This window comes from Dactylosporangium sp. NBC_01737 (assembly GCF_035963215.1).
In the GTDB taxonomy this organism is placed as follows: domain Bacteria; phylum Actinomycetota; class Actinomycetes; order Mycobacteriales; family Micromonosporaceae; genus Dactylosporangium.
The window spans coordinates 4,701,222-4,723,792 of the sequence record NZ_CP109153.1; the positions used below are offsets into that span (position 1 = coordinate 4,701,222).

The 22,571-nt window shown below is 73.1% G+C and carries 22 protein-coding genes and 2 pseudogenes; 17 read left to right on the forward strand and 7 right to left on the reverse strand.

Going from position 1 to position 22,571, the window contains the following annotated elements; all coding sequences use genetic code 11:
* Positions 1 to 328 precede the first annotated feature (328 nt).
* The 13 genes from OHA72_RS21425 to OHA72_RS21485 all read left to right on the forward strand — a co-directional run bounded on the left by OHA72_RS21425 (position 329) and on the right by OHA72_RS21485 (position 15,931).
* Positions 329 to 1,498: a nucleotide sugar dehydrogenase gene (locus OHA72_RS21425; protein ID WP_327009559.1), complete on the forward strand. Its 1,170-nt coding sequence runs from the start codon at positions 329 to 331 to the stop codon at positions 1,496 to 1,498.
* Positions 1,499 to 1,583: 85 nt separating this feature from the next.
* Positions 1,584 to 2,387 (forward strand): glycosyltransferase family 2 protein, encoded by an 804-nt coding sequence (locus OHA72_RS21430; RefSeq protein ID WP_327009560.1) that lies wholly within the window; start codon positions 1,584 to 1,586, stop codon positions 2,385 to 2,387.
* A gap of 9 nt (positions 2,388 to 2,396) precedes the next feature.
* Positions 2,397 to 3,422 (forward strand): NAD-dependent epimerase/dehydratase family protein, encoded by a 1,026-nt coding sequence (locus tag OHA72_RS21435; protein ID WP_327009561.1) that lies wholly within the window; start codon positions 2,397 to 2,399, stop codon positions 3,420 to 3,422.
* 58 nt (positions 3,423 to 3,480) lie between these two features.
* Entirely contained in the window at positions 3,481 to 4,704 is a 1,224-nt protein-coding gene (locus OHA72_RS21440) for a hypothetical protein (protein ID WP_327009562.1), read from the forward strand.
* Positions 4,705 to 4,806: 102 nt separating this feature from the next.
* Positions 4,807 to 7,527 carry an AAA family ATPase gene (locus tag OHA72_RS21445; protein WP_327009563.1) on the forward strand — a complete coding sequence of 907 codons (2,721 nt, stop codon included), beginning with the start codon at positions 4,807 to 4,809 and terminating at the stop codon, positions 7,525 to 7,527.
* A gap of 212 nt (positions 7,528 to 7,739) precedes the next feature.
* Positions 7,740 to 8,744: an N-acetyl-gamma-glutamyl-phosphate reductase gene (gene argC / locus OHA72_RS21450; protein ID WP_327009564.1), complete on the forward strand. Its 1,005-nt coding sequence runs from the start codon at positions 7,740 to 7,742 to the stop codon at positions 8,742 to 8,744.
* Complete coding sequence (gene argJ, locus OHA72_RS21455; RefSeq protein WP_327009565.1) at positions 8,741 to 9,916, forward strand: bifunctional glutamate N-acetyltransferase/amino-acid acetyltransferase ArgJ; 1,176 nt, start codon at positions 8,741 to 8,743, stop codon at positions 9,914 to 9,916. Before argC ends, argJ begins: the two co-directional genes overlap by 4 nt.
* Complete coding sequence (argB, locus tag OHA72_RS21460) at positions 9,913 to 10,797, forward strand: acetylglutamate kinase (RefSeq protein WP_327009566.1); 885 nt, start codon at positions 9,913 to 9,915, stop codon at positions 10,795 to 10,797. Before argJ ends, argB begins: the two co-directional genes overlap by 4 nt.
* The gene (locus OHA72_RS21465) at positions 10,794 to 11,960 is read left to right on the forward strand and encodes an acetylornithine transaminase (protein WP_327009567.1); all 1,167 of its coding nucleotides are present in this window, start codon (positions 10,794 to 10,796) and stop codon (positions 11,958 to 11,960) included. The genes argB and OHA72_RS21465 overlap by 4 nt, the downstream gene beginning before the upstream one ends.
* Entirely contained in the window at positions 11,960 to 12,880 is a 921-nt protein-coding gene (gene argF, locus OHA72_RS21470; protein ID WP_327009568.1) for an ornithine carbamoyltransferase, read from the forward strand. Before OHA72_RS21465 ends, argF begins: the two co-directional genes overlap by 1 nt.
* A 132-nt stretch (positions 12,881 to 13,012) precedes the next feature.
* On the forward strand, positions 13,013 to 13,537 hold the full coding sequence (gene argR / locus OHA72_RS21475; protein WP_327009569.1) for an arginine repressor: 525 nt from the start codon (positions 13,013 to 13,015) through the stop codon (positions 13,535 to 13,537).
* Between the two features lie 31 nt (positions 13,538 to 13,568).
* Complete coding sequence (gene argH / locus OHA72_RS21480) at positions 13,569 to 15,008, forward strand: argininosuccinate lyase (protein ID WP_327009570.1); 1,440 nt, start codon at positions 13,569 to 13,571, stop codon at positions 15,006 to 15,008.
* Positions 15,008 to 15,931, forward strand: coding sequence for an NADP-dependent oxidoreductase (locus tag OHA72_RS21485; RefSeq protein WP_327009571.1), 924 nt, complete (start codon positions 15,008 to 15,010; stop codon positions 15,929 to 15,931). The genes argH and OHA72_RS21485 overlap by 1 nt, the downstream gene beginning before the upstream one ends.
* Here the strand turns inward: OHA72_RS21485 and OHA72_RS21490 are convergent.
* The gene (locus OHA72_RS21490) at positions 15,913 to 16,284 is read right to left on the reverse strand and encodes a PH domain-containing protein (protein WP_327009572.1); all 372 of its coding nucleotides are present in this window, start codon (positions 16,282 to 16,284) and stop codon (positions 15,913 to 15,915) included. The two genes, OHA72_RS21485 and OHA72_RS21490, sit on opposite strands and share 19 nt — an antisense overlap.
* A gap of 85 nt (positions 16,285 to 16,369) precedes the next feature.
* Between OHA72_RS21490 and OHA72_RS21495 the strand changes: the two genes are divergently transcribed.
* Positions 16,370 to 16,555, forward strand: a complete 186-nt coding sequence (locus OHA72_RS21495) for a DUF4236 domain-containing protein (RefSeq protein ID WP_203850031.1) — start codon at positions 16,370 to 16,372, stop codon at positions 16,553 to 16,555.
* 45 nt (positions 16,556 to 16,600) lie between these two features.
* Here the strand turns inward: OHA72_RS21495 and OHA72_RS21500 are convergent, their stop codons facing one another.
* Both OHA72_RS21500 and OHA72_RS21505 read right to left on the reverse strand, forming a co-directional pair.
* Positions 16,601 to 17,011: a ribonuclease domain-containing protein gene (locus OHA72_RS21500; protein WP_327009573.1), complete on the reverse strand. Its 411-nt coding sequence runs from the start codon at positions 17,009 to 17,011 to the stop codon at positions 16,601 to 16,603.
* A 45-nt stretch (positions 17,012 to 17,056) separates the two neighbouring features.
* Positions 17,057 to 17,521: a hypothetical protein gene (locus OHA72_RS21505; protein ID WP_327011632.1), complete on the reverse strand. Its 465-nt coding sequence runs from the start codon at positions 17,519 to 17,521 to the stop codon at positions 17,057 to 17,059.
* 68 nt (positions 17,522 to 17,589) lie between these two features.
* On the opposite strand from OHA72_RS21505, the gene OHA72_RS21510 reads away from it, so the two are divergent.
* The 3 genes from OHA72_RS21510 to OHA72_RS64735 are packed head-to-tail and all read left to right on the forward strand — an operon-like array spanning position 17,590 to position 19,528.
* On the forward strand, positions 17,590 to 17,970 hold the full coding sequence (locus OHA72_RS21510) for a GntR family transcriptional regulator (protein ID WP_327009574.1): 381 nt from the start codon (positions 17,590 to 17,592) through the stop codon (positions 17,968 to 17,970).
* Positions 17,967 to 18,836 (forward strand): ABC transporter ATP-binding protein, encoded by an 870-nt coding sequence (locus OHA72_RS21515; protein WP_327009575.1) that lies wholly within the window; start codon positions 17,967 to 17,969, stop codon positions 18,834 to 18,836. Before OHA72_RS21510 ends, OHA72_RS21515 begins: the two co-directional genes overlap by 4 nt.
* The gene (locus OHA72_RS64735) at positions 18,833 to 19,528 is read left to right on the forward strand and encodes a hypothetical protein (protein ID WP_442788642.1); all 696 of its coding nucleotides are present in this window, start codon (positions 18,833 to 18,835) and stop codon (positions 19,526 to 19,528) included. The genes OHA72_RS21515 and OHA72_RS64735 overlap by 4 nt, the downstream gene beginning before the upstream one ends.
* A 494-nt stretch (positions 19,529 to 20,022) precedes the next feature.
* On the opposite strand, the pseudogene OHA72_RS64740 reads toward OHA72_RS64735, so the two are convergent.
* The 4 genes and pseudogenes from OHA72_RS64740 to OHA72_RS64755 form a co-directional block, all read right to left on the reverse strand.
* Positions 20,023 to 20,205 (reverse strand): annotated as a pseudogene (locus OHA72_RS64740) (hypothetical protein); the annotation flags it as partial.
* Positions 20,192 to 21,628 carry an NB-ARC domain-containing protein gene (locus OHA72_RS64745; protein ID WP_442788735.1) on the reverse strand — a complete coding sequence of 479 codons (1,437 nt, stop codon included), beginning with the start codon at positions 21,626 to 21,628 and terminating at the stop codon, positions 20,192 to 20,194. The pseudogene OHA72_RS64740 and the gene OHA72_RS64745, both read right to left, overlap by 14 nt.
* A gap of 215 nt (positions 21,629 to 21,843) precedes the next feature.
* Positions 21,844 to 22,053, reverse strand: a pseudogene (locus tag OHA72_RS64750) (BTAD domain-containing putative transcriptional regulator); the annotation flags it as partial.
* Positions 21,957 to 22,520: an AfsR/SARP family transcriptional regulator gene (locus OHA72_RS64755; protein WP_442788643.1), complete on the reverse strand. Its 564-nt coding sequence runs from the start codon at positions 22,518 to 22,520 to the stop codon at positions 21,957 to 21,959. The pseudogene OHA72_RS64750 and the gene OHA72_RS64755, both read right to left, overlap by 97 nt.
* Positions 22,521 to 22,571: the final 51 nt, after the last annotated feature.

The window sequence follows — 22,571 nt, forward strand, 5'->3', positions numbered from 1 at the left end:
GAGGGCGGCCGCATCGGACAGATGCGGCCGCCCGAACGGACAGTCACGCACCTGGCGCCGGCTGTCGCGGGCACCGTCAGATATCGGACCGAGAACCGTTTCCCCAGGCCCGGATGGTGTGGGCAGGGCCGCTTCACCCTGAGCGGGTCAAGAACCAGACCCATTGAAGTGGTACCGTCACGGCGCCGAGCCATCCTCCGCCCTGTCACGTGGCGTGAGGTCATCCCGAGGGTTCGGCCCGCGCCAAGCGCCGGTTTCGATCTCGGCTCTCCTGGAGGGGCAGCGCGTGTCAGACGATAGTGCATCGGCAGGCTTTACGACCGACGTCGTGATCATCGGGGGTTGCGGCCGGGTCGGACTGCCGCTCGGCATCGCCATGGCCTCCCGAGGCCTGCAGGTCACCCTGTACGACATCAACGCGGCCGCGGTCGCTGTGGTGAACGAAGGCCGTCTGCCGTTCGACGAGGAGGGCGCGGCCGAGCCGCTGGCCACCGCCGTCAAGGAAGGCAGGCTCACCGCGAGCACCGACCCGGCGAGCGTCGCGTCGGCCGAACACCTCGTCGTGATCGTCGGCACGCCCGTCGACGAGCACCTCAACCCGAACATCGGCGCGGTCCCCGCGGCGATCGAGCGCTGCGCGGAGTACCTCCGTGACGGGCAGCTGATCGTGTTGCGCAGCACCGTCCACCCCGGCGTCACCGCCCTCACCGAGAAGCTGATCAAGCGGCTCGGCGTCAAGGCCGACGTCGCGTTCTGCCCCGAGCGCATCGCCGAGGGCAAGGCGATGACGGAGCTGTTCGAGCTGCCGCAGATCGTCGCCGCCCGCAACCCGGAGGCGGCGGAGCGGGCGGAGAAGCTGTTCCGCAACCTCGCGAACCAGATCGTGCGGCTGGAGCCCGAGGAGGCCGAGCTCGCGAAGCTGTTCACCAACACCTGGCGGTACATCAAGTTCGCCGCCGCCAACCAGTTCTGGATGATGTCCAACGACTTCGGCCTGGACTTCGAGCGGATCCGGCACGCCATCCGCTTCCAGTACCCGCGGGCGTCCGACATGCCGGGCGCCGGGTTCGCGGCGGGGCCGTGCCTGCTCAAGGACACGATGCAGCTGGCGGCGTTCACCAACAACACCTTCGTCCTCGGCCACAGCGCCATGCTGATCAACGAGGGCCTGCCGCTCTACGTGGTGTCGAAGCTGCAGGAGCGCTTCGACCTGTCGGAGATGACGGTCGGCATCCTGGGCATGGCGTTCAAGGGCGGCAGCGACGACATCCGCGAGTCCCTGGCCTACAAGCTGCGCAAGGTCGTCATGCTGAAGGCGAAGGAAACCCTCTGCAGCGACCCGTACGTCAAGGACGACCGGTTCGTGTCCCAGGACGAGATCCTCGCCAAGGCCGATCTGCTGATCATCGCCGCGCCGCACCCCGAGTACCGTGACTTGCAGACCGACATCCCCGTCGCGGACATGTGGGGCATCACGAACAAGGGGGTGCGGGTATGACCGGACCGGAGCGCAGCGGAGGGCCGGTCATACAGTGTCGCAGCGACCGGTCAGGCTGGTGCCGGAGCGCAGCGGAGGTGCCTGCATGACCCTCACGCCGCAGGTTTCTGTGGTCATCCCCGTGTACAACGAGGGCGAGGCGATCGTGCCCTGCCTCGAGCGGATCCTGCGGGCCGTGCTGATGCCGGCCGAGGTCCTCGTCGTGCACGACATGCCGGACGACACCACGGTGCCCTTCGCGCACACCGTCGCGGTCCGCGACCCCCGGGTCCGCACCGTGCTCAACACGTACGGGCGCGGCCCGGCCAACGCGATCCGCTTCGGCATCGACGTGGCGCAGGCGCCCGTCGCCGTGGTCACCATGGCCGACGGCTCCGACGACCCGCGCCAGATCGAGGACCTCGCCCGGCTCGTCGAGCGTGGCGTGGTCGTCGCGGCGGCGTCGCGGTACATGCCCGGCGGCCAGCAGGTCGGCGGGCCCCGGTTCAAGCGGGCGCTGTCGCGCAGCGCGGGCCGGACCCTGCACATGTTCGCGCGGGTCGGCACCCGCGACGCGACGAACAGTTTCAAGGCGTATTCGACGACGTTCGTCCGGCAGGTCGGCATCGAGAGCAAGACCGGGTTCGAGATCGGCATCGAGCTGACCGCGAAGGCGGCGCGGCTGCGGCTGCCCGTCGCGGAGATCCCGACGATCTGGCTCGACCGGCAGCTCGGCGAGTCCCGGTTCGACGTCGGCCGGTTCCTGCCCAGCTACCTGAAGTGGTGGCGGTTCGCGTTCGGTCGCCGCCTCACCATGGAGCAGGTCGCAAAGCGGCCCGCTTCGTCGGCGGCGCGGGACGACGCGCAGGCCGCACGCGCCAACTTTTCCAGCAACGCTGTTCAGAACTAAGGAGTGTTAGTGGCAAAGGTCCTGGTCACCGGCTCGGCCGGCTTCATCGGTGGGTACGTCGTCGAGGAGCTGCTGTCCCGCGGCTACCAGGTGGTCGGCCTGGACAACTACTCGAAGTACGGTCCGGTCACCCGTAGCTACGACTCGCACCCCGACTACCGGTTCGTCGAGGGCGACGCGCGTGACGTCGACCTGGTCACCGAGCTGCTCGACGGCTGCGACCACTTCATCGCCGGCGCGGCGATGATCGGTGGCATCTCCTACTTCCACGCGTACGCCTACGACCTGCTCGCCACCAACGAGCGGATCATGGCCTCGTCGTGCGACGCGGCGATCAAGGCGCACCGCGACGGCACCCTCAAGAAGATGACCTACCTGTCGTCGTCGATGGTCTTCGAGTCGACCACGCACTGGCCGTCGAAGGAGGGCGACGAGCGGCTCGTGCCGCCGCCGCTGTCGTCGTACGGCTTCCAGAAGCTGGCCGTCGAGTACTACGCGAAGGCCGCCTGGGACCAGTACAAGCTGCCCTACACGATCGTGCGCCCGTTCAACTGTGTCGGCGTCGGCGAGGGCCGCGCGCTCGGCGAGGTCGAGGTGCTGTCCGGCAACGTGAAGCTCGCCATGTCGCACGTCGTGCCCGACCTGGTGCAGAAGATCGTCAAGGGTCAGGACCCGCTGCACATCCTCGGCGCCGGCGACCAGGTCCGCCACTACACCTACGGCGGTGACCTGGCCAAGGGCATCATCGCCGCGATGGAGCACGAGGACGCGGTCAACCAGGACTTCAACATCTCCACCGCCGAGTCGACCACGGTCCTCGAACTGGCCGAGGTGATCTGGAAGAAGATCAAGGGCGCCGACGTGCCGTTCAGCGTCGTGTCCGACGACCCGTACGAGTACGACGTGCAGAAGCGCGTCCCGGACGTGAGCAAGGCCAAGGAGATCCTCGGCTACGAGGCCAACACCTCGCTCGACGAGATGCTCGACGAGGTCATCCCGTGGGTGACCCAGGCGGTCAAGGACGGCAAGCTCTAAGCGGTTTTCCGACGGGCGCCTCGCACTGCGGTGCGGGGCGCCCGTTCGTTTGCCTGATGTGACAGTTGTTCTCCGCCGGGCCGCGCTGGTGTTCGCCGTGCTCGCGCTGTGCCTGTTCCGGGGCGGGCTCAACAGCGTCTGGGCCGAGGACGGGCAGGAGTTCCTCACCGACGCGCTCACCCTGCCGTGGTACGAGCCCCTCGCCACCCCGTTCAACGGCTACTTCCACACCGTCGCCCGCGTGTGCTTCGCCGTCATCGCCCTCTTCCCGGTCTCGTGGGCGGCGGCGTTGAACGCGTCCTTCGCCGCCGTCCTGACCGCGCTGCTGGCGGTTGCCGTCTGGGCCGCCGCCCGCGACCGCCTGGGCGCCGGCGCCGCACTGGTCGTCGGCGGGAGCGCGGCCGTGCCGATCGGGTACGTGCCGAACACCCTCGCCCAACTGCAGTTCCCCCTGGTGTACGCGGGACTCTGGATGCTGCTGTGGAGCCCGCGCCACCGCGGGGCGCGGGCCGTCGCCGTGACCCTGCCCGCCCTCGCGGTGCTCAACTCGATCCTCGGGCTGCTGCTCGTGCCCGTCGCGCTGCTGCGCCTGGCGCGGCGACGCGACGACGCGCTGTGGCGGGCCGTCGCGCTGCTGCCCGGCGCGGCGCTGCAACTGATGCCGCTGCTCGCCGGTGGCTCGCGGCGCGACGTGGGGGAGCGCCCCGACCTCGACCCGGTGTCCGTGGCCGGGACCTACCTGCGCTGGGGGTTGCCGCGATCGTTCCTCGGCGACGCGTGGCTCGCCCCGCCGGTCGCCGACCCGCTGGGGCACCGGGCACTGGTGCTGCTCGGCCTGGCCGTCCCCGCCGCCTTCGTCGTCGCGGCCCTGCTCGGCTGGACCCGGCCGCAGTGGCGGCTCGCCGCGCTCCTCGCCGGGTTCGGCCTGCTGGCCGGCGCCTTCCAGCTCGCCGTGCACGGCGCCCCCGAGGGGCGGTACCTGGTGCTGATCACACTGCCCAACATCGCGGCGGCGGTCGCGCTGGCGCTGCCCGCCGACGCTGTGGACGGTCGGGTCGGTGCCGTCCCGTTTGTCGCGTTGGCGACACTCGTGACCGTGGTGTGCGTGGCGAACCTGCGACCGGGTGGCTACGCAGAGGGGCTGCCGCGCTGGGACGCGACCGTCGCGGCGGCACGCGCCCAATGCCATGCGGAGCCACGTTTGCGGAGGGTGACGGTCCATACCGCACAGTGGCCGGTGCTCGGCTGGGAGGCCGTCCTGCCCTGCGACAGGCTCCGCTGACAGTGTTCAACATCGCGTCGCCGGACGGTCCGCGGGCGTTGGGCAGGCGTTGCGGCGCGGTGGCGTTCGGGAGAGACTCGGCGTCGTGGTGGAACAGTGGTGGTGAGCACCTGGCCGGCCGCGCCGTTCGGCCGCGCCGATCTGCTGGCTCACGCCCGCGAGCGGCTCACGGGCGGCGGCGGCGTGCTGCTCTACGGCCCCGCCGGGATCGGCAAGTCCACCATCCTCGACGCGATCGCCGGCGCCGAGACCGACGCCCTCGTGCTGCGCGCCGCGGCCGCCGAGGCCGAGGCCGACCTGCCCTACCTCGCGCTCGTCGACCTGTTCGACGGCGCCCCCGACGCCGCGGAGCACCTGCCGTCGCACCTGCGTGCCGCCCTCGACGGTGCCCTGCTGCGCAGCGCCCTGCCGGCGACCCCGCACGACCAGCTCGCGGTGCGCCTCGCGGTTCTGGAACTGCTGCGCGCCCTCGCCGCCGAGCGCGCCGTCCTCGTCGTCCTGGACGACGTGCAGTGGATCGACGAGCCGAGCGCCGAGGTGCTGCGGTTCGTCGCCCGCCGGCTCGGCGAGGCCCCGGTGCGCATCCTCGCCGCCGAACGCGTCCCCGACGGCGACCCCGCGACCCGCCTCGACCTGTGCCCGCCGCCGGGCACGACCCTGCCGGTGCCGCCGCTACCGGAGAGCGACGTGGCGGACCTGCTGCGGGCCCGGTTCGGCGCCGAAGCCGGCCGGGCGCACCTGCACCGCATCTACGAGGCCAGCGCCGGCAACCCGCTGTACGCCGTCGAGCTCGGCAGGGCGCTGGGCGCCGCGCCGTTCCCGACCACCGACCCGCTGCCGGTGCCCGACCGGCTCCGGTCACTGCTGGCCGCGCGCCTCGCCGCGCTGCCCGCGCCCGACTGGCCGGTGCTGCTGGTCGTGGCCGCCGCCGCCCGGCCCAGCCTGGCGCTGCTGCAGCGGAGCGGCCGCCTCGCCGAGCACCACCTCGACGCGGCCCTCGCCTCGTCGGTGCTGGACGTCGACGCCGACGGTGCGATCCGCTTCAGCCATCCGCTGCTGCGGGAGATGGTGTACGCCGACGCGACCGCCGCCGCCCGCCGCGAGGCGCACGAGCGGCTCGCCGACACCGTCTCCGACCCGGTCGACCGGGCCAGGCACCTCGCCGCCGCCCGCCCCGAGCCCGACGAGGCCCTCGCCGAGTGCCTCGCCGACGCGGCGTCCGCGGCCCGGCTGCGCGGCGCCCCGGCGATGGCCGCCGACCTCGCCGCGCTCGCCGCCGAACGGACCCCGCGCGACACGCCCGGCGTCGGCGCGGTCCGCCGGCTCAGCGCCGCGCAGTACGCGTACGCCGCCGGTTCACCCGCCGACGCCCGCCGGCACGCGACCGCGGCGCTGCGCGACGCCGCCGACCGGCGCACCCGCATCGGCGCCCGGCTGCTGCTCGTGGAGATGTCCGGCGAGGACCACTCCAACTCCGGGCCGCTGCTGGACGCCGCGTTCGTCGAGGCCGTCGACACCCCCGACCTGCTCGCCCACGTCCGCCTGTACAAGGGTGTGAAGGCCTACTACGACGGCGACGGCGAGGGCGCCCTGGCCGAGCTCAAGCGGGCCGAGGAGGCCGCCGAGCTGTGCGGTGACATGGAACGTCTCGTCGAGGTGCTCAGCTGGAAGGGCAACATCCTGCTCGGCACCCAGGGCGACGAATACCTGGAGCGGGCCGGGAAACTCGCCCGTGGGCTGTCGCTGACCCCGGCGACGGTCGCGGCCCGGCAGGTCGCCGCGATGAGCCGCCTGTTCAAGGGCGAGACCGCTGAGGCGGTCCGCCGCATCGAGGCGCTGCGCATCGCCGTCGAACGCGCCGGCACGGTGCGCGACCTCGCCTCCGTCCTCGTGTCCGTGGCCGGCATCTACTGGCGCGCCGGCCGCTGCGCCGACGCGGTCTCCGCGGGCCGCGAATGCGTGCGGCTCTACGTCGACGTCGAGACCACCCCCGGCCCCGGCTACCTCGTCGCTGCCCTCGCCGAGAGCGGCGGCGGCACCGCGACCGCCGCCGCCGGCTACGCGGAGCGCGGCCTCGCCGCCTGCCTCGCCGCCGGCGACGAGGACTGGATCAAGCTCGCCTACGCCTCCTCGGGCCTCGTCCACGTCCTGCGCGGCGACCCGGTCGCGGCGGCCGAGGCGATGCGCGAGGCGTACGCCCTCGACCAGCGGCTCGGCCGGCTCGACCCCGGCATCCTGCCGTGGCACGCCGACTTCATCGAGGCGCTCGTCGGTGCCGGCGCCCGCGCCGAGGCCGCCGAGGTCCTCGACGAGGTCCACAAGCACGCCCGGCACCTGGACCGCACCATCGTGTTCCTCGGCCTGGCCCGCGCCCGCGCCGTCCTCACCGCCGCCACCGGCGAGGCCCGCGAGGGCGCCGAGGCGCTGCACCGGGCGATCGAGGAGTGGCAGGACCACCCGTACCCGCTCGAGGTCGCACGGGCCTACTACACGCTCGGCGGCCTGGAACGCCGCGCCCACCGCCGCGGCGCGGCCCGGGCGGCGCTGTCCGAGGCGGTGCGCCGCTACGCGGCCGCCGAGGCCCACCCGTGGCGCGAGGTCGCCGCCGCGGACCTGGCCCGGCTCGACGGCGGCCGCGGCGCCGGCCTGTCGGAGACCGAACGCCGCATCGTGGAACTGGTCCGCGCGGGCGCCACCAACCGCGAGATCGCCCGCGCACTGTTCCTGTCGATCAAGGCGGTCGAGGCGAACCTGACGCGGCTGTACCGCCGGCTCAACGTCCGCAACCGCGCCCAGCTCGCCAGGGTCCTCGACCCCGAGTAGCCGCCATCGATCCCGGCCCGCGGTCCTGGCGTGGGGGCCTGGTGTGAGGGCCTGGTGTGAGGGCCTGGTGTGGGGGCCTGGCGCGGTGGGTGGTGCGTTCCGGATCAGGGTGAGGGCCGGGGTGAGGAGGGTTCCTAGGATGCCCGGCGGGGTGGTGATGCTTGCCGCAATGCGCTTGAAACACGGCGATGCATAGAGATACAGTGCAGCGCATGGGAATACGAGTGGCTGTCGCCGGGGCGTCCGGGTATGCGGGTGGGGAGTTGCTGCGGCTGATCGCCGGGCACCCGCATCTGGACCTGGCCGTCGCCACGGGGTTTGCGCAGGCCGGGTCGAAGGTCGGGGCGGTGCATCCGCACGTGCGGTCGCTGCGGGACGTGGTCCTGGCGCCCACCGCGCCGGATGTCCTCGCGGACGCCGACCTGGTGTTTCTCGCCCTTCCGCACGGGGAGTCAGCGGCGCTCGCCGCGCAGCTGCCGGACTCGGTGAAGGTCGTCGACATCGGCGCCGACTTTCGGCTGAAGGCCGCGACCGACTGGACCAGATACTACCCGGGCGCGCACGCCGGCACCTGGACCTACGGCCTGCCCGAGCTGCCCGGCCAGCGGGAGCGCATCGCCGGGTCGGGCCGGGTCGCCAACACCGGATGTTATGCGGTGTCGGTGGTCCTCGCGCTCGCGCCGCTGATCGCCGCGGGGGTCGCCGACCCCGAGGACGTCGTGGTGGTCGCCGCATCCGGCACGTCCGGCGCCGGTCGCTCCGCGAAGGTGCATCTGCTGGCGTCGGAGGTGATGGGGTCGTTGTCGCCGTACAAGGTGGGCGCGCACCAGCACGTGCCGGAGATCAAGCAGGCGACCGGTGCGACGTCGCTGTCGATGACGCCGGTCCTGGCGCCGATGCCCCGGGGCATCCTCGCGACCGTCACCGCGCGGCCGCTGACGGACAGGGACCCGCGTGAGGTGCTGGCGGAGGCGTACGACGGCGAGCCGTTCGTGCAGGTGCTGCCGGAGGGGCAGTGGCCGCACACCGCCTCGACGTTCGGGGCGAACGCCGCGCACCTGCAGGCGACCGTCGACGTGGACAGCGGCCGGATCATCGTCGTCTCCGCGATCGACAACCTCGTCAAGGGGGCCGCGGGACAGGCCGTACAGAATGCCAACCTGATGCTCGGGCTGCCTGAGACGGCCGGGCTCACCGCTGACGGGATCGCGCCGTGACAGTAACTGCACCGAAGGGGTTCCGGGCGTCAGGTGTCGCCGCCGGGATCAAGGCAACGGCGGGGGCGCTCGACGTGGCGCTGGTCGTCAACGACGGACCGGACTGGACCGCGGCGGCCGTGTTCACCGGTAACCGGATCAAGGCCGCGCCGGTGCTGTGGAGCCAGCAGGTGCTGCGCGCCGGGGTCGTGCGGGCCGTCATCATCAACTCCGGCGGTGCCAACGCGTGCACCGGGCCGGCCGGGTTCCAGGACACCCACGCCACCGCGGAGCACACCGCGGCGGTGCTGTCCGGGCGGGCGTCGCGGTTCCCGGTCGGGGCCGGTGACGTCGCCGTGTGCTCCACGGGGCTGATCGGTGAGCGGCTGCCGCTGAAGAAGCTGCTGTCCGGCGTCGACGCCGCGGCGCGGGGGCTGGCGCGCGACGGCGGGGCGAACGCGGCCACCGCCATCATGACCACCGACACCGTGCCGAAGGCCGCCGTCCACAGTGGACAGGGGTTCACCGTCGGCGGGATGGCCAAGGGCGCCGGCATGCTCGCGCCGGGTCTGGCCACGATGCTGGTCGTGCTGACCACCGATGCGGTCGCCGACGCGGACGTGCTCGACGCCGCGCTCAGGTCGGCGACCCGGGTCACGTTCGACCGGATCGACTCCGACGGCTGCATGTCGACCAACGACACGGTGCTGCTCATGGCCAGCGGCGCCGCCGGGATCCAGCCGACCCCCGACGAGCTGGCCGAGGCCGTGACCGCCGTCTGCGCGGACCTGGCCGCGCAGCTCATCGCCGACGCCGAGGGCGCGACGAAGGAGATCGCGATCGAGGTCACCGGCGCGGCGAGCGACGACGACGCGGTCGAGGTCGGCCGGTCGATCGCCCGTAACAACCTGGTGAAGACCGCGTTCTTCGGCAACGACCCCAACTGGGGGCGGGTCCTGGCCGCGATCGGCACGACGAGCGCCGCGTTCGAGCCCGACGAGGTCGACGTCGCCATCAACGGCGTGTGGATCTGCAAGGGCGGGGCCGCGGGGGAGGACCGCTCGAAGGTCGACCTCAGTGCCCGCGCGGTCACGGTCACCGTCGACCTGCACGCCGGTGACACGTCAGCGACGGTCCTCACCAACGACCTTTCCATGGGGTACGTGCACGAGAACTCGGCGTACAGCTCGTGAACGGACGCAACCTCGGGATCGCGCTGGGCAAGGCGAACACGCTCATCGAGGCGCTGCCGTGGCTGGAGCGGTTCTCCGGCTCGACGATCGTCATCAAGTACGGCGGCAACGCCATGCTCGACAACGAGCTGAAGCGGGCGTTCGCCGCCGACATGGTGTTCCTGCGGCACGTCGGCATCAAGCCGGTCGTCGTGCACGGTGGCGGGCCGCAGATCTCGGCGATGCTCAAGCGGCTCGGCATCGCCAGCGAGTTCAAGGGCGGCCTGCGCGTCACCACCGCCGAGACCGCCGACGTGGTCAGGATGGTGCTCGTCGGGCAGGTCGGCCGGGAGCTCGTCGGGCTCATCAACGAGCACGGCCCGCACGCGGTCGGCATGTCCGGTGAGGACGCGGGGCTGTTCACCGCGGTGCGGCGGCCCGCGATGGTCGACGGCGCGCCCGTGGACATCGGCCAGGTCGGCGACGTCGAGCATGTCAACATCGGCGCGGTCGCGGACCTCATCGCCGCCGGGCGCATCCCGGTCGTGTCGACGGTCGCGCCGGACGCCGACGGGGTGCTGCACAACCTCAACGCCGACACCGCCGCCGGGGCCCTCGCGATCGCGCTGAAGGCCCGCAAGCTCGTCGTGCTGACCGACGTGGAGGGGTTGTACGCCCGCTACCCGGACCCGGACTCGCTGATCTCGCAGCTGACCACGGACCAGCTCGCGGACCTGCTGCCGACCCTGGAGTCGGGGATGGTGCCGAAGATGGAGGCGTGCCTGCGGGCCGTCAAGGGCGGTGTGCCGGCCGCGCACATCGTCGACGGCCGGGTGCCGCACTCGCTGTTGCTGGAAGTCTTCACATCGGAGGGGTTCGGGACCATGGTGATGGGCTCATGACGCTCGTGCAGCGGTTCGAGGCGTCGGTGATGAACACGTACGGGCCGCCGTCGCTGGGCCTGGTCAGCGGCAGCGGCGCGGTCGTCGTCGACGAGGCCGGACGCTCCTATGTGGACCTGCTCGGCGGGATCGCGGTCAACCTGCTCGGCCACGCCCACCCGGCGGTCGTCGCGGCGGTCACGTCGCAGATCTCGACGCTCGGGCACGTGTCCAACCTGTACGCCTCCCCGCCGGTCGTCGCGCTCGCCGAGCGCCTCCTGGACCTCGCCGGGCGGCCCGGTGCGGTGTTCTTCGGCAACTCCGGCGCCGAGGCGAACGAGGCCGCGTTCAAACTGTCCCGGCGGACCGGGCGCACGAAGATCGTCGCCGCGCAGGCCGGGTTCCACGGCCGCACGATGGGTGCCCTCGCACTGACCGGGCAGCCGGCGAAGCAGGACCCGTTCCGGCCGTTGCCGGGCGAGGTCGTGCACGTCCCGTACGGTGACGTCGCCGCGCTCGAGTCCGCCGTCGACGACGGCACGGCGATGTTGCTCCTGGAGCCGATCCAGGGCGAGTCGGGTGTCATCGTCCCGCCCGCCGGCTACCTCACCGCCGCTCGGGAGATCACCGCCCGGCACGGCGCGCTGCTCGCCCTCGACGAGGTGCAGACGGGGATCGGCCGGACCGGGTACTGGTTCGCCCACCAGGCCGAAGGGGTCCGGCCCGACGTCGTCACCCTGGCCAAGGGCCTCGGCGGCGGGCTGCCGCTCGGCGCGATGATCGCCTTCGACGACGCGGCGACCCTGCTCGGCCCCGGCATGCACGCCTCGACGTTCGGCGGCAACCCGGTCTGCTGCGCGGCGGCCCTGGCCGTGCTCGACACCATCGAGTCCGAGCAGCTTCTGGACCACGTGAAGCAGCTCAGCGAGCGGATCCGCCGCGGCGTGGAGGCCCTGGACCACCCGCTCGTCGGCGGGATCCGCGGCGCCGGCCTGCTGCTGGGCATCGTGCTCAACGGCCCGGCCGCGGGCGCGCTCGCCGCGGTGCTGCGCGACGCCGGGTTCCTGGCCCAGGCGGCGCAGCCGGACGTGCTGCGCATCGCGCCGCCGCTGATCCTCACCGACGGGCAGGCCGACCAGTTCGTCGCGGCGCTCGGCCCGGCGCTCGACGCGGTGCGGGCCTGATGGCCGGCCACCGGCCCCGTCACCTGCTCAGGGACGACGACCTGACCCCCTCCGAGCAGGCCGCGATCCTGGACCTGGCCGCGGCGATGAAGGCCGACCGGTACGCGCACAAGCCCCTCGCCGGGCCGAAGGCCGTCGGCGTCATCTTCGAGAAGCAGTCGCTGCGCACGCGGGTCTCCTTCGAGGTCGGCATCGCCGAGCTCGGCGGGACCCCGGTCATCATCGACGCGCTCAGCACCCACTTCGGCCGGGGCGAGGAGATCGGCGACGCGGCGAAGGTCCTGTCCCGCTACGTCTCGGCGATCGTCATCCGGTCCAACGTGGACGCCAGGGTCGCCGAGCTGGCGGCGCACGCCACGGTACCGGTGATCAACGCGCTCACCGACAGCTTCCACCCGTGCCAGCTGCTCGCCGACCTCCTCACGGTCCGGGAGCGGCTCGGGTCGACGCAGGGGCGGGTGCTGACGTACCTCGGCGACACCGCGAACAACATGGCCAACTCCTACGCGCTGGCGGGGGTCACCGCCGGCATGCGGGTGCGGCTGAGCGGGCCGGCCGGCTTCACCCCGGACCCGGCCGTCATGGACGCCGCGCGGGCGCGGGGCAGCGTCGAATGGGTCCCCGACCCCGCCGAGGCGGTCAAGGACGCCGACGTCGTCGTCACCGACACGTGGACGTCGATGGGTCAGGAGGGCGACGGGCTGGACCGGATCACCCCGTTCCGGCCGTACCAGATCAACGCCGCGCTCATGGCGGTGGCGGGTCCCCAGGCGATCGTGCTGCACTGCCTGCCCGCCCACCGCGGCGACGAGATCACCTCGGAGGTCATGGACGGGCCGCAGAGCGCGATCTGGGACGAGGCCGAGAACCGCCTTCACGCGCAGAAGGCACTCCTGGCGTGGCTGCTGGAACAGTCGTGAGCGGCCCGGAGCGTGGGGGCGGCGCGACGGCGCAGGTGACGTCGTGAGCGGCCCGGAGCGCAGCGGAGAGGCTGCTCACCGGCGTTGCAGGTTTGGCTCGCGGCGGCGCCGGAGCGCAGCGGAGGTGACGTCGTGAGCACGCCGGTCTCCAAGGCGGCGCGGCACGACCGGATCGCGGCGCTGATCCGCGGGTCGGCGGTGCGGTCGCAGACCGAGCTCGCGGAGCTGCTGTCCGGCGACGGGATCCAGGTCACGCAGGCGACGCTGTCACGGGACCTGGAGGAGCTGCGGGCGGTCAAGGTGCGCGGCGAGTACCTGATCCCCGAGGACGGCGAGCGGGCCCTGCGCCCCGCCGAGGAGGCGCCGACCCGGCTGATCCGGCTGCTGCGGGAGCTGCTGACCGGCGTCGACTGCTCCGGCAACCTCGTCGTGCTGCGGACCCCGCCGGGCGCCGCGCAATTCCTGGCCAGCGCGATCGACCGGACCGGCCTGCCGGACATCGTGGGCACCATCGCCGGCGACGACACCATCATGGTCGTCGCCCGCGAGGCGCCGGACCCGCAGGGCCGCCCGAGCGCCGGTGAGCTCCTGGCGGCGAAACTGACCGAGTGGGCGAAGCTCACCGAGCGGGCGCACCTCGACGGCCCGTCAAAATAGACGCGATCTTGCACTATGGAAGGATCGTCGCGTGGCAACTTCGTCTTCTGAGTCCCCGACCCGCCTCTGGGGCGGCCGCTTCGCCGGCGGGCCGGCCGAGGCCCTCGCCAGGCTGTCCGTGAGCGTCCAGTTCGACTGGCGGCTCGCGCCGTACGACCTGGCCGGGTCCCGGGCACACGCGCGGGTCCTGGCCCGGGCCGGGCTGCTGGACGCCGACGAGCTCGGCAGGATGCTCGCCGCGCTCGACGACCTCGAGTCCGCGTGCGCCGCCGGGGAATTCCGGCCGACCGTCGACGACGAGGACGTGCACACCGCCCTCGAGCGGGGGCTCCTGGAGCGGCTCGGCGCGCTCGGCGGGAAGCTGCGCGCCGGCCGGTCCCGCAACGACCAGGTCGCCACCGACCTGCGGCTGTACCTGCGCGACCACGCCCGCGGGGTCGCCGCCCGGATCGTGGAGCTCGCCGACGCGCTCGTCGAGCAGGCCGCCCGGCACGTCGACACGCCCGCGCCCGGGTTCACGCACCTGCAGCCGGCGCAGCCGATCGCGTTCGGCCACCAGCTGCTCGCCCACGTGCAGGCGCTGCTGCGGGACCTGGACCGGCTGCGGGACTGGGACGTGCGCTCCTCGGTCAGCCCGCTCGGCGCCGGCGCCCTGGCCGGCTCGTCGCTGCCGCTGGACCCGACGCAGGTGGCGAAGGAGCTCGGCTTCGCCTCCGCCGCCGCCAACTCCATCGACGCCGTCTCCGACCGGGACTTCGTCGCGGAGTTCCTGTTCATCGCGGCCCTCACCGGCGTGCACCTGTCGCGGCTCGGTGAGGAGGTCGTGCTGTGGACGACCCCCGCGTTCGGCTGGGTGCAGCTCGACGACGCGTTCGCGACCGGGTCGTCGATCATGCCGCAGAAGAAGAACCCCGACATCGCCGAGCTCGCCCGCGGCAAGTCCGGCCGGCTCATCGGCCACGTGACCGGGGTGCTGGCGATGCTCAAGGGCCTGCCCCTGGCGTACGACCGGGACCTGCAGGAGGACAAGGAGCCCGTCTTCGACGCGGTCGACACGCTCCAGCTGGTCCTGCCGGCGCTCGCGGGCATGATCTCCACGATGACGGTGCGGGTCGACCGGCTCGCCGAGCAGGCGCCGGTCGGTTACACCCTCGCCACCGAGGTCGCCGAGTGGCTGGTCCGGCAGGGCGTGGCGTTCCGCGACGCGCACGAGATCACCGGCAAGCTCGTCGTCATCGCCGCGGCCCGTGACGTCGGCCTCGACGAGGTGTCCGACGAGGACCTGCACGCCGTCAGCCCGTACCTGACCCCGGACGTCCGGTCGGTGTTCTCCGTCCCGGGGGCGCTCGCCGCGCGCATCACGCCCGGTTCGACGGGGCCGGGGCCGGTCGCCGACCAGCTCGCCGTCGCCGGTGGCAAGCTCGACCGTTGGCGGTCCTGGGCCGCGGAGGCGGTGCTACCGTCCGAATGATGCGACGGGTGACGCAGAACGTGCTCGGCGACGCGTCGGTGCTGCGGGTCGTCGAGGTCGACGTGCCCGTGCCCGGCCCGACGGAGATCCTGGTCGAGGTGCACGCCGCCGGTGTCAACCCGGTCGACTGGAAGGTCCGCGCGGGCGGCGGGGTCCTGGGCACGCCGCCGTTCACGGTCGGCTGGGAGCTGTCCGGGGTCGTCGCCGCGACCGGCGCCGGTGTGACCCGCTTCGCCGTCGGCGACGAGGTGTTCGGCATGCCGCGCTTCCCCGGGGAGGCGGCCGCCTACGCCGAGTACGTCACCGGTCCCGCCCGCCAGTTCGCGCTGAAACCGCTGAACCTGAGCCACGAGCAGGCCGGTGGGCTCGCCCTTGCCGGGCTCACTGCCTGGCAGGTCCTCGTCGAGACCGCCGGGGTCCTGGAAGGGCAGCGGGTGCTCATCCCGGCCGCGGCCGGCGGCGTCGGGCACCTCGCGGTGCAGATCGCGAAGGCCCGCGGCGCGTACGTCATCGGCACCGCGTCGGCGCCGAAGCACGACTTCGTGCGGTCCCTCGGCGCCGACGAGGTCCACGACCATCGCCAGGCCGACGTCTACGGCAGCGTGAAGGACGTCGACGTGGCCGTCGCCACCGTCGCCGGGCAGATCCCGCAGCTCGCGGCGACCCTCGGCCCGGAAGGGGCGCTCATCGCCCTCAACGGCGCCGACGCCGAAGCGGCCACCGGGGCGGGCGGGGTGTTCCTGCTCGCCGAGCCCGATCGCGCCGGTCTGGAGCACCTCACCGCGCTCGTCCTCGACGGGCGGCTCACCGTCCACGTCGACCGCGTGTTCCCCCTCGACCAGGCCGCGCGGGCGCACGAGCTGGGTGAGCAGGGCCACACCACCGGCAAGCTCGTCCTGGTGCCTCAGCTCGACACGGCGTAGTGCAGGATCACGTTGTGGATGTGCTGGGTCTTCTCGACCCCGCGGACCTCGATCTCGTACGTGTGGGCCCCGACGTGCACCGCGATGTTGCCGCTGCTGAAGAAGTTGCCGGCCCAGGACTTGTTGCTCACGATCGACACGGCCGTGACCTTCTTGTACGGGATCGACGTGAGGGCGAGGCGCTTGCCGACGAACGAGCGGTCCTGCAGGATCACGCGCCGGTCGGTGAGGCCGATGAACCCGGTGCCGATGCCGACGGCGTCGTAGACGGCGATGATGGTCTCGCCGGGCAGGAGACCTGACTGGATCTGCTCGAGCTGTTCCCGGCGGTCGTACTTCACCTGTTGCGCCATACGTCCAACGTAGACGGACCCCTCAACCCCGCCGCTGGCACGCATAGGTCATCCTGGACGGCACCACCACCCCCGAGGAGGACCCGTGCCGATCCTGTTCCGCAAGGCGATGCGCTTCGGCCCACTGGTGCTGAACTTCACCCCGAAGGGCCTGTCCTCCTGGGGATTGAAGATCGGCAAGTGGTCGTGGAACTCGAAGACCAGGGCGCACCGCTACGACCTGCCCGGCCCGTTCTCGTGGCGCAGCCGCGGCCGTCGCGGCGGCAGCTGAGCCGATGACGCCCCGGGCCCGCCGCAGCCCGGGGCGCCGGATGCGTCAGAGGCGGTAAAAGTTCGCGTAGTGATCCGGGGAGTACCAGGTCACGCCGGTGCTGCGGTTGATGATGATGCGTTTCGCGTCGCGGGCCGCGCCCTGGTTGCGGGGGATGACGTCGTACTCGTAGTAGGTCGCGCCCGACGGCAGCTGACCCTCCCGGTTGTAGAACTGGCCGCCGGCGAAGTTGTACTTGCCGGCCGGCCACCGGTACCAGTTGCGTGCGGTCGGGAAGCCCAGGCTGCTCCAGCCGGACCGGGCGGTGCGCGCGTCTGCGCAGCCGGAGATGGTGCACGAGGAGTAGACCGACGCGTGCGCCGCGTCGACGGTCGCGGGCGCCACCACGGCGGGGCCGGCGACCAGCCCGGCGACCAGCACCAGGGCGAGGGTGAGCTTCTGCAGCAGGCGAGTCATGCGTCACAGCCTGCGGCACAGACATTGACGCATGGAAGATTATATTTATGTCCTACTGCTGAACACTCGCACCGGGACGTTCACCGTGCCCGGGTCGACGCTCCACTGCGCCGCCACCCGGTGGACGTCGCCGTCGTCGACCAGGTCGCCGAAGGACCGCTCCAGATCCGAGCGCTCCCCGAGCTCGTCGATCTCGCCGTCCTCCGAGGCGAACGAGCGCAGCAGGTCTCCTTCGCGGGCGCGCTGCCACCGGTACACCTGCAGCCCCCGATGTGACGAGAAGAACTGCACCTCGGTCGAGAGCGCCGCGGACAGGCCCGTCACGTCGGGCCGGTCCTTCAGCAGTGCCATGCCCAGGACCAGGATCCATCCGTCGACCGGCGGGGTGACGATCACCCGGTCGTCGGTGAAGTACGCCAGGTCGACGCCGGAGCGCCAGTCGACCTCGCCGAGCTCCGTGAGCCCCAGCGCCGCCGCGGGATCCCGCTCGCGCACGGCCAGCCACGCCATCTTCTGCACGTCTCGACGCTACCCGTTGACATCGGCGTCCCGAGGTTGCATGGTTCATTACATGAGTAATGAACCGACGAACCTCGCTGATGGATGACGGCCGGCCGATCTTCCTGCAGATCGCAGAGCAGATCGAGACGTCGATCATCGACGGGTCCCTCGCCGAGGAGGCGCAGGTCCCGTCGACGAACGAGCTCGCGGCCTTCCACCGGATCAACCCCGCCACCGCCGCGAAGGGCGTCAACCAGCTCGTCGATGACGGCGTGCTCTACAAGAAGCGAGGCATCGGCATGTTCGTCTCCCCCGGCGCGCAGGCCAAGCTCCGGCAGCGCCGCAAGGACCAGTTCAGCGAGCTGTACCTGCAGCCGCTGCTGGCCGAGGCCGCGAAGCTCGGCATCCACCCGGCCGAGCTCAAGACGATGATCGACCGCTACGAGGAGCAGCGATGACCCCGGTCGTGTCCGTGCAGGACCTGTCGAAACGCTACGGATCGGTCGCCGCCGTCGACGGCGTCAGCTTCGAGCTGCACCGCAACGGCATCTACGGCCTGCTGGGCCGCAACGGCGCCGGCAAGACCACCCTCATGCAGCTGCTCACCGGCCAGCAGTTCGCCGGCGCCGGCAGCATCCGCGTCTTCGGCGCCGACCCGGTCGAGAACGAGCAGGTCCTCAAGCAGGTCAGCTTCGTCAAGGAGAGCCAGCGCTACCCGGACACCTTCCGGGTCCGCAACGTGCTGCTCGCCGGCCGGCTGCTGTTCCCGGCGTGGGACGAGGCGTTCGCCCGTTCACTCGTCGCCGACTTCCAGCTGCCCCTGTCGCGGCCGGTGAAGAAGCTGTCCCGCGGCATGCTGTCCGCGCTCGGCGTCACCGTCGGGCTCGCCTCCCGCGCGCCGCTGACGTTCTTCGACGAGCCGTACCTCGGCCTCGACGCCGCCTCACGCCAGCTGTTCTACGACCGGCTTCTCGCCGACTACGCCGAGTTCCCGCGCACCGTGGTCCTCTCCACCCACCTCATCGACGAGGTCAGCGACCTCATCGAGCACGTGCTGCTCATCGAGCGCGGCCGGCTCGTCCTCGACGAGGCCGCCGACACCCTCCGCGGCCAGGTCGTCACCCTCACCGGCCCGGCCTCGGCGGTCGACCTGCTCACCGTCAACGCCGACGAACTGCACCGCGAACACCTCGGCCCGCTCACCCGCGCCACTGTGCGGGGCGCCGTCTCCGCCGGCCAGGCCCGCGAGGCCGGCGTCCAGCTGGAGCCGGTCTCGCTGCAGCAGCTCGTCGTCCGCATCACCGCCCGGGAGGCCGTCTCATGAACCGCATCATCGCCGTCGCCCGCCTCCAGGCGGTGGGCCGCCGCGACGGGCTGCTGTGGCCCCTCGTGGTCCTCAGCATCGCCTTCGCCGTCAACCTGTTCGTCTTCGGCTCCATGGGCGACGAGATCGGCGACCGGCCCGTCACCGGCGGCCTCGCCAGCGTGTACATCACCGGGCTCGCCTTCGGTGCCGTCGCGATCGCCCAGCAGTTCCCGTTCGCCCTGGGCATGAGCGTCACCCGGCGTGAGTTCGCCGCCGCGCTCGGCCTGTTCACCCTCGCCCAGACTGTGATCTACGCCGTCCTGCTGGTCGTCCTGCAGGCCGTCGAGAACGCCACCGACGGCTGGGGGCTGCGGCTGCGGTTCTTCGGCCTGGGGTTCCTCGACGCGTACGGCGTGCCGACGCAGCTGCTGATCTACGCCGTGCCGATGCTGCTGATGAGCCTCATTGGGATCACGCTGGGCACCGTGTACGTGCGCTGGCACACCAACGGCGTCTTCGGCGCGATCTGCGTGATCGTCGTCGTGCTGGGCGCGACCGCGGGGCTGATCACGAGGTACGGGCGCTGGCCCGCGGTCGGCGAATGGTTCCAGGACCAGAGCGCGCTGACGCTGTTCGCGGGCTGGCCGTCGATCGCGGTGGTGCTGCTGGCCCTGCTGTCCTGGACGGCCCTGCGCCGCGCCACGGCCTGACGGGCCGCGCGGCGGCGGGCGCGGTGCCTGATCGCCGGGCCGGCTGGGCACCACCCGATCGCGGGCCGTGGGTGCACCGCTCGACCGCCCAGCGCGCCGGGCGGTCCGGGCGGTCCGGGCGGTCCGGGCGGTCCGGGCGCGCCGGGCGCGCCGGTCACACCGGGCGGGGCCGGGTTGAGCGTGGCGAGGATCGACCGGCCGCGGCGGCGGTGCTCGGCGGCGGCGATCGGGTCGGCGGCGGCGTCGTGGGCGTCGGCGAGGTGGACCAGGACGCACGCCTCGCCGGAGCGGTCGCCGAGCTCGTGGTACGCCCGCAGCGCGTGGCCGTAGCAGGCGATCGCCTGGTGCGGGTCGCCGAGATGGTGGTGGGCGTGCCCGACGGCGTCCCAGGCGCCGGCCTCGCCGTGCCGGTCGCCGAGCTCGATCGTCTCGGTGAGCGCCTCACGGCAGCGTTGCAGGGCCTGGCGGTGCCCCCCGAGCCGGCCGTGGATCCAGCCGGTGGCGTTGAGGGCGCGGGCCCGCCAGAGCCGGTCGCCGAGCCGGTCGAAGAGACGCAGCGCCTGCCCGGAGTGGGTCAGGGCCTCCGGGTACCGCTGCAGGGCGTGCGCGAGCCAGCCGAGGTGGTAGCTCGCGCGGGCCAGGCCGGCCGCGTCGCCGAACTGCTCATGGACCCACATGGCGGCGCCGAGATGGTGCTCGGCGTCCTCGTAACGGCCGATCCGCGCGTACGTCTGGCCGAGCGCGCACGCGGCGTCGCCGAGGCCGGTACGGTCCCCGGCACGCCGCCGGGCACGCAGCGCCGCCTCCTGGGTGGCGGCCAGGTCGTGCCACTGGCCGCGCCGGTCCAGGTACGTGGTCATCGCCGCCGCCAGGCGCCACGTGTGCGCGTCGAGACCGGCGTCGTCGGCGACGTGGACCGCGGCCAGCAGCGGGCGCCGCTCGGCGTCGAACCAGGCGAGGGCCTCGTCGCGGCCGGCGTGCCGGCGCACGACGGTGCCGGGCCGCGGGTCGCCGAGCGGCTCGGCGGCCAGGGTCGGGTCGAGCAGCCGCGCCGCCGCGTCGGCGGTGTGCAGGTAGTGATCGAGCAGCCGGTGCACGGCGAGCCGGTAGCCGGGCGCGGCGTCGTGCACGTCGGCCTGCTCGGCGGCGTACGCGCGCAGCAGGTCGTGCAGGCAGTACCGGCCTGGGGTGTGCTCGGCGAGGAGGCTGGCCCGCAGCAGCTCGGCGAGGGTGCGCGGGCCGCGCGGCGGGCACCCCGGCGAGGCTGGCGATCGCGTCGGCGCCCAGGTCGGGGCCGGGGGCGAGACTGAACCGGCGCAGCAGCTCCGCGGCGGGCGGGCGCAGCGCCCGGTACGACCAGGAGAACACCGCCCGCGGATCGCAGACGGGGTCGTCGCCGGCGATGGCGTCCAGCGTGCCGGCGGCCCGCAGCGACGCGGCGAGGTCCGCCAGCGGCAGCTCGGGGCGGGTCGCGGCGCGGCCGGCGACGACGGCGAGCGCCAGCGGCAGCCGCGCGCAGCGGGTCACGATCTCCGCGACGGCGGCGGGCTCGGCCGCGACCCGGGCCGCGCCGAGGCGGCGGACCAGCAGGTCGGCGGCCTCGCCGTCGCTGAGCAGGTCGACGGTGACCCCCACGGCGCCCTCCAGCACGACGAGGGAGGTGAGCGCGTCGCGGCTGGTGACGACGGCGAGGCAGCCGGGCGTGCCGGGCAGCAGCGGGCGGACCTGCGCGGCGTCGCGGGCGTTGTCCAGCACGATGAGGACCCGCCGGCCGGCCAGGAGGCTGCGCAGCAGGGCGGCCTGCGCGGCGAGGTCGGCGGGGATGCGCTCGGCGGCGACCCCGAACGCCTCGAGGAAACCGCGCACCGCGTCGGCCGGGTCGACGGGGCGGCCGCCGGGGTCGAAGCCGCGCAGGTTGACGTACAGCTGCCCGTCGGGGAAGTGCTCGGCGGCGCGGTGCGCCCAGTGCACGACGAGCGCGGACTTGCCGACGCCGGCGGTGCCGGTGACCACGGCGACCACGGCCTGGCCGTCGCCGTCGCCGGTGACGAGCTTGTCGAGGCCGGCGAGCTCGCCGGCCCGCCCGGCGAACGCGCGCACCGCCAGGGCAGCTGCGCGGGCACGGCGTCGCGGGCCGCGGCGACGGCGACGGTGTCACCGGCCGGCCCGGCGCCGGGCTCAGGGGCCGGCTCAAGGGCCGGCTCAAGGGCCAGCTCAAGGGCCGGCTCGGGGGCGTCGAGCTCCGGGTCCTGGCGCAGGATCGCGGACTCCAGGTCCCGCAGCGCCGCGCCCGGCCCGATGCCGAGCTCCTCGTCCAGCGTGCGGCGCAGCCGCCGGAACGCGGCAAGCGCGTCGGCCTGGCGGCCCAGCCGGTACAGCGTGAGCATGAGCTGCCCGTGCAGCTGCTCGTCGAACGGGTGCTCGCGGGTCAGCCGCTCCAGGTCCGCCAGCAGGTGCGCGTGCTGCCCGAGGCCCAGCCGGGCGTCCAGCAGCGCGCGCTTGCCGCGCAGCCACAGCTGGCCGAGGCGCTCGGCCTGCTCGTCGAGCCACGGCATGCCGCCGGTGTCGGCCAGGGCGTGCCCCGCCACAGTTCGAGGGCGGCGTGCAGGTGCCGGGCGCGGGTAGCGTGGTCGGCGGCGTGCAGGCCGGCGGCGATGAGCCGCTCGGCGACCGCGACGTCGGTGCAGTCCGCGCCTGCCTCACCACCTGCCCCGCTGCCGGCCTCGCCGCCGCTGAGCAGATAGCCGGGCGGGTGGGAGGTGATCGCGGCCTTGTCGTCGAGGGTGCGCCGCAGGTACGACACGTGACTCTGCAACGCGTTGACCGCGTTCGGCGGCGCGGCATCGCCCCACACCAGGTCGACGAGGCGCCCGGTGCTGACGACCTCGCCGGGGTGCAGGCCGAGGACCGCGAGGACCGCCTTGCGCCGCTGCCCGCGCACGGGGCGTGCGGCGCCGTCGACCAGCACGTCGATCGGACCGAGAAGCCTCACCCGCAAACCGGCCGCCCCCCAACGGTTGATTGGCTCGAATCTATCGACGCG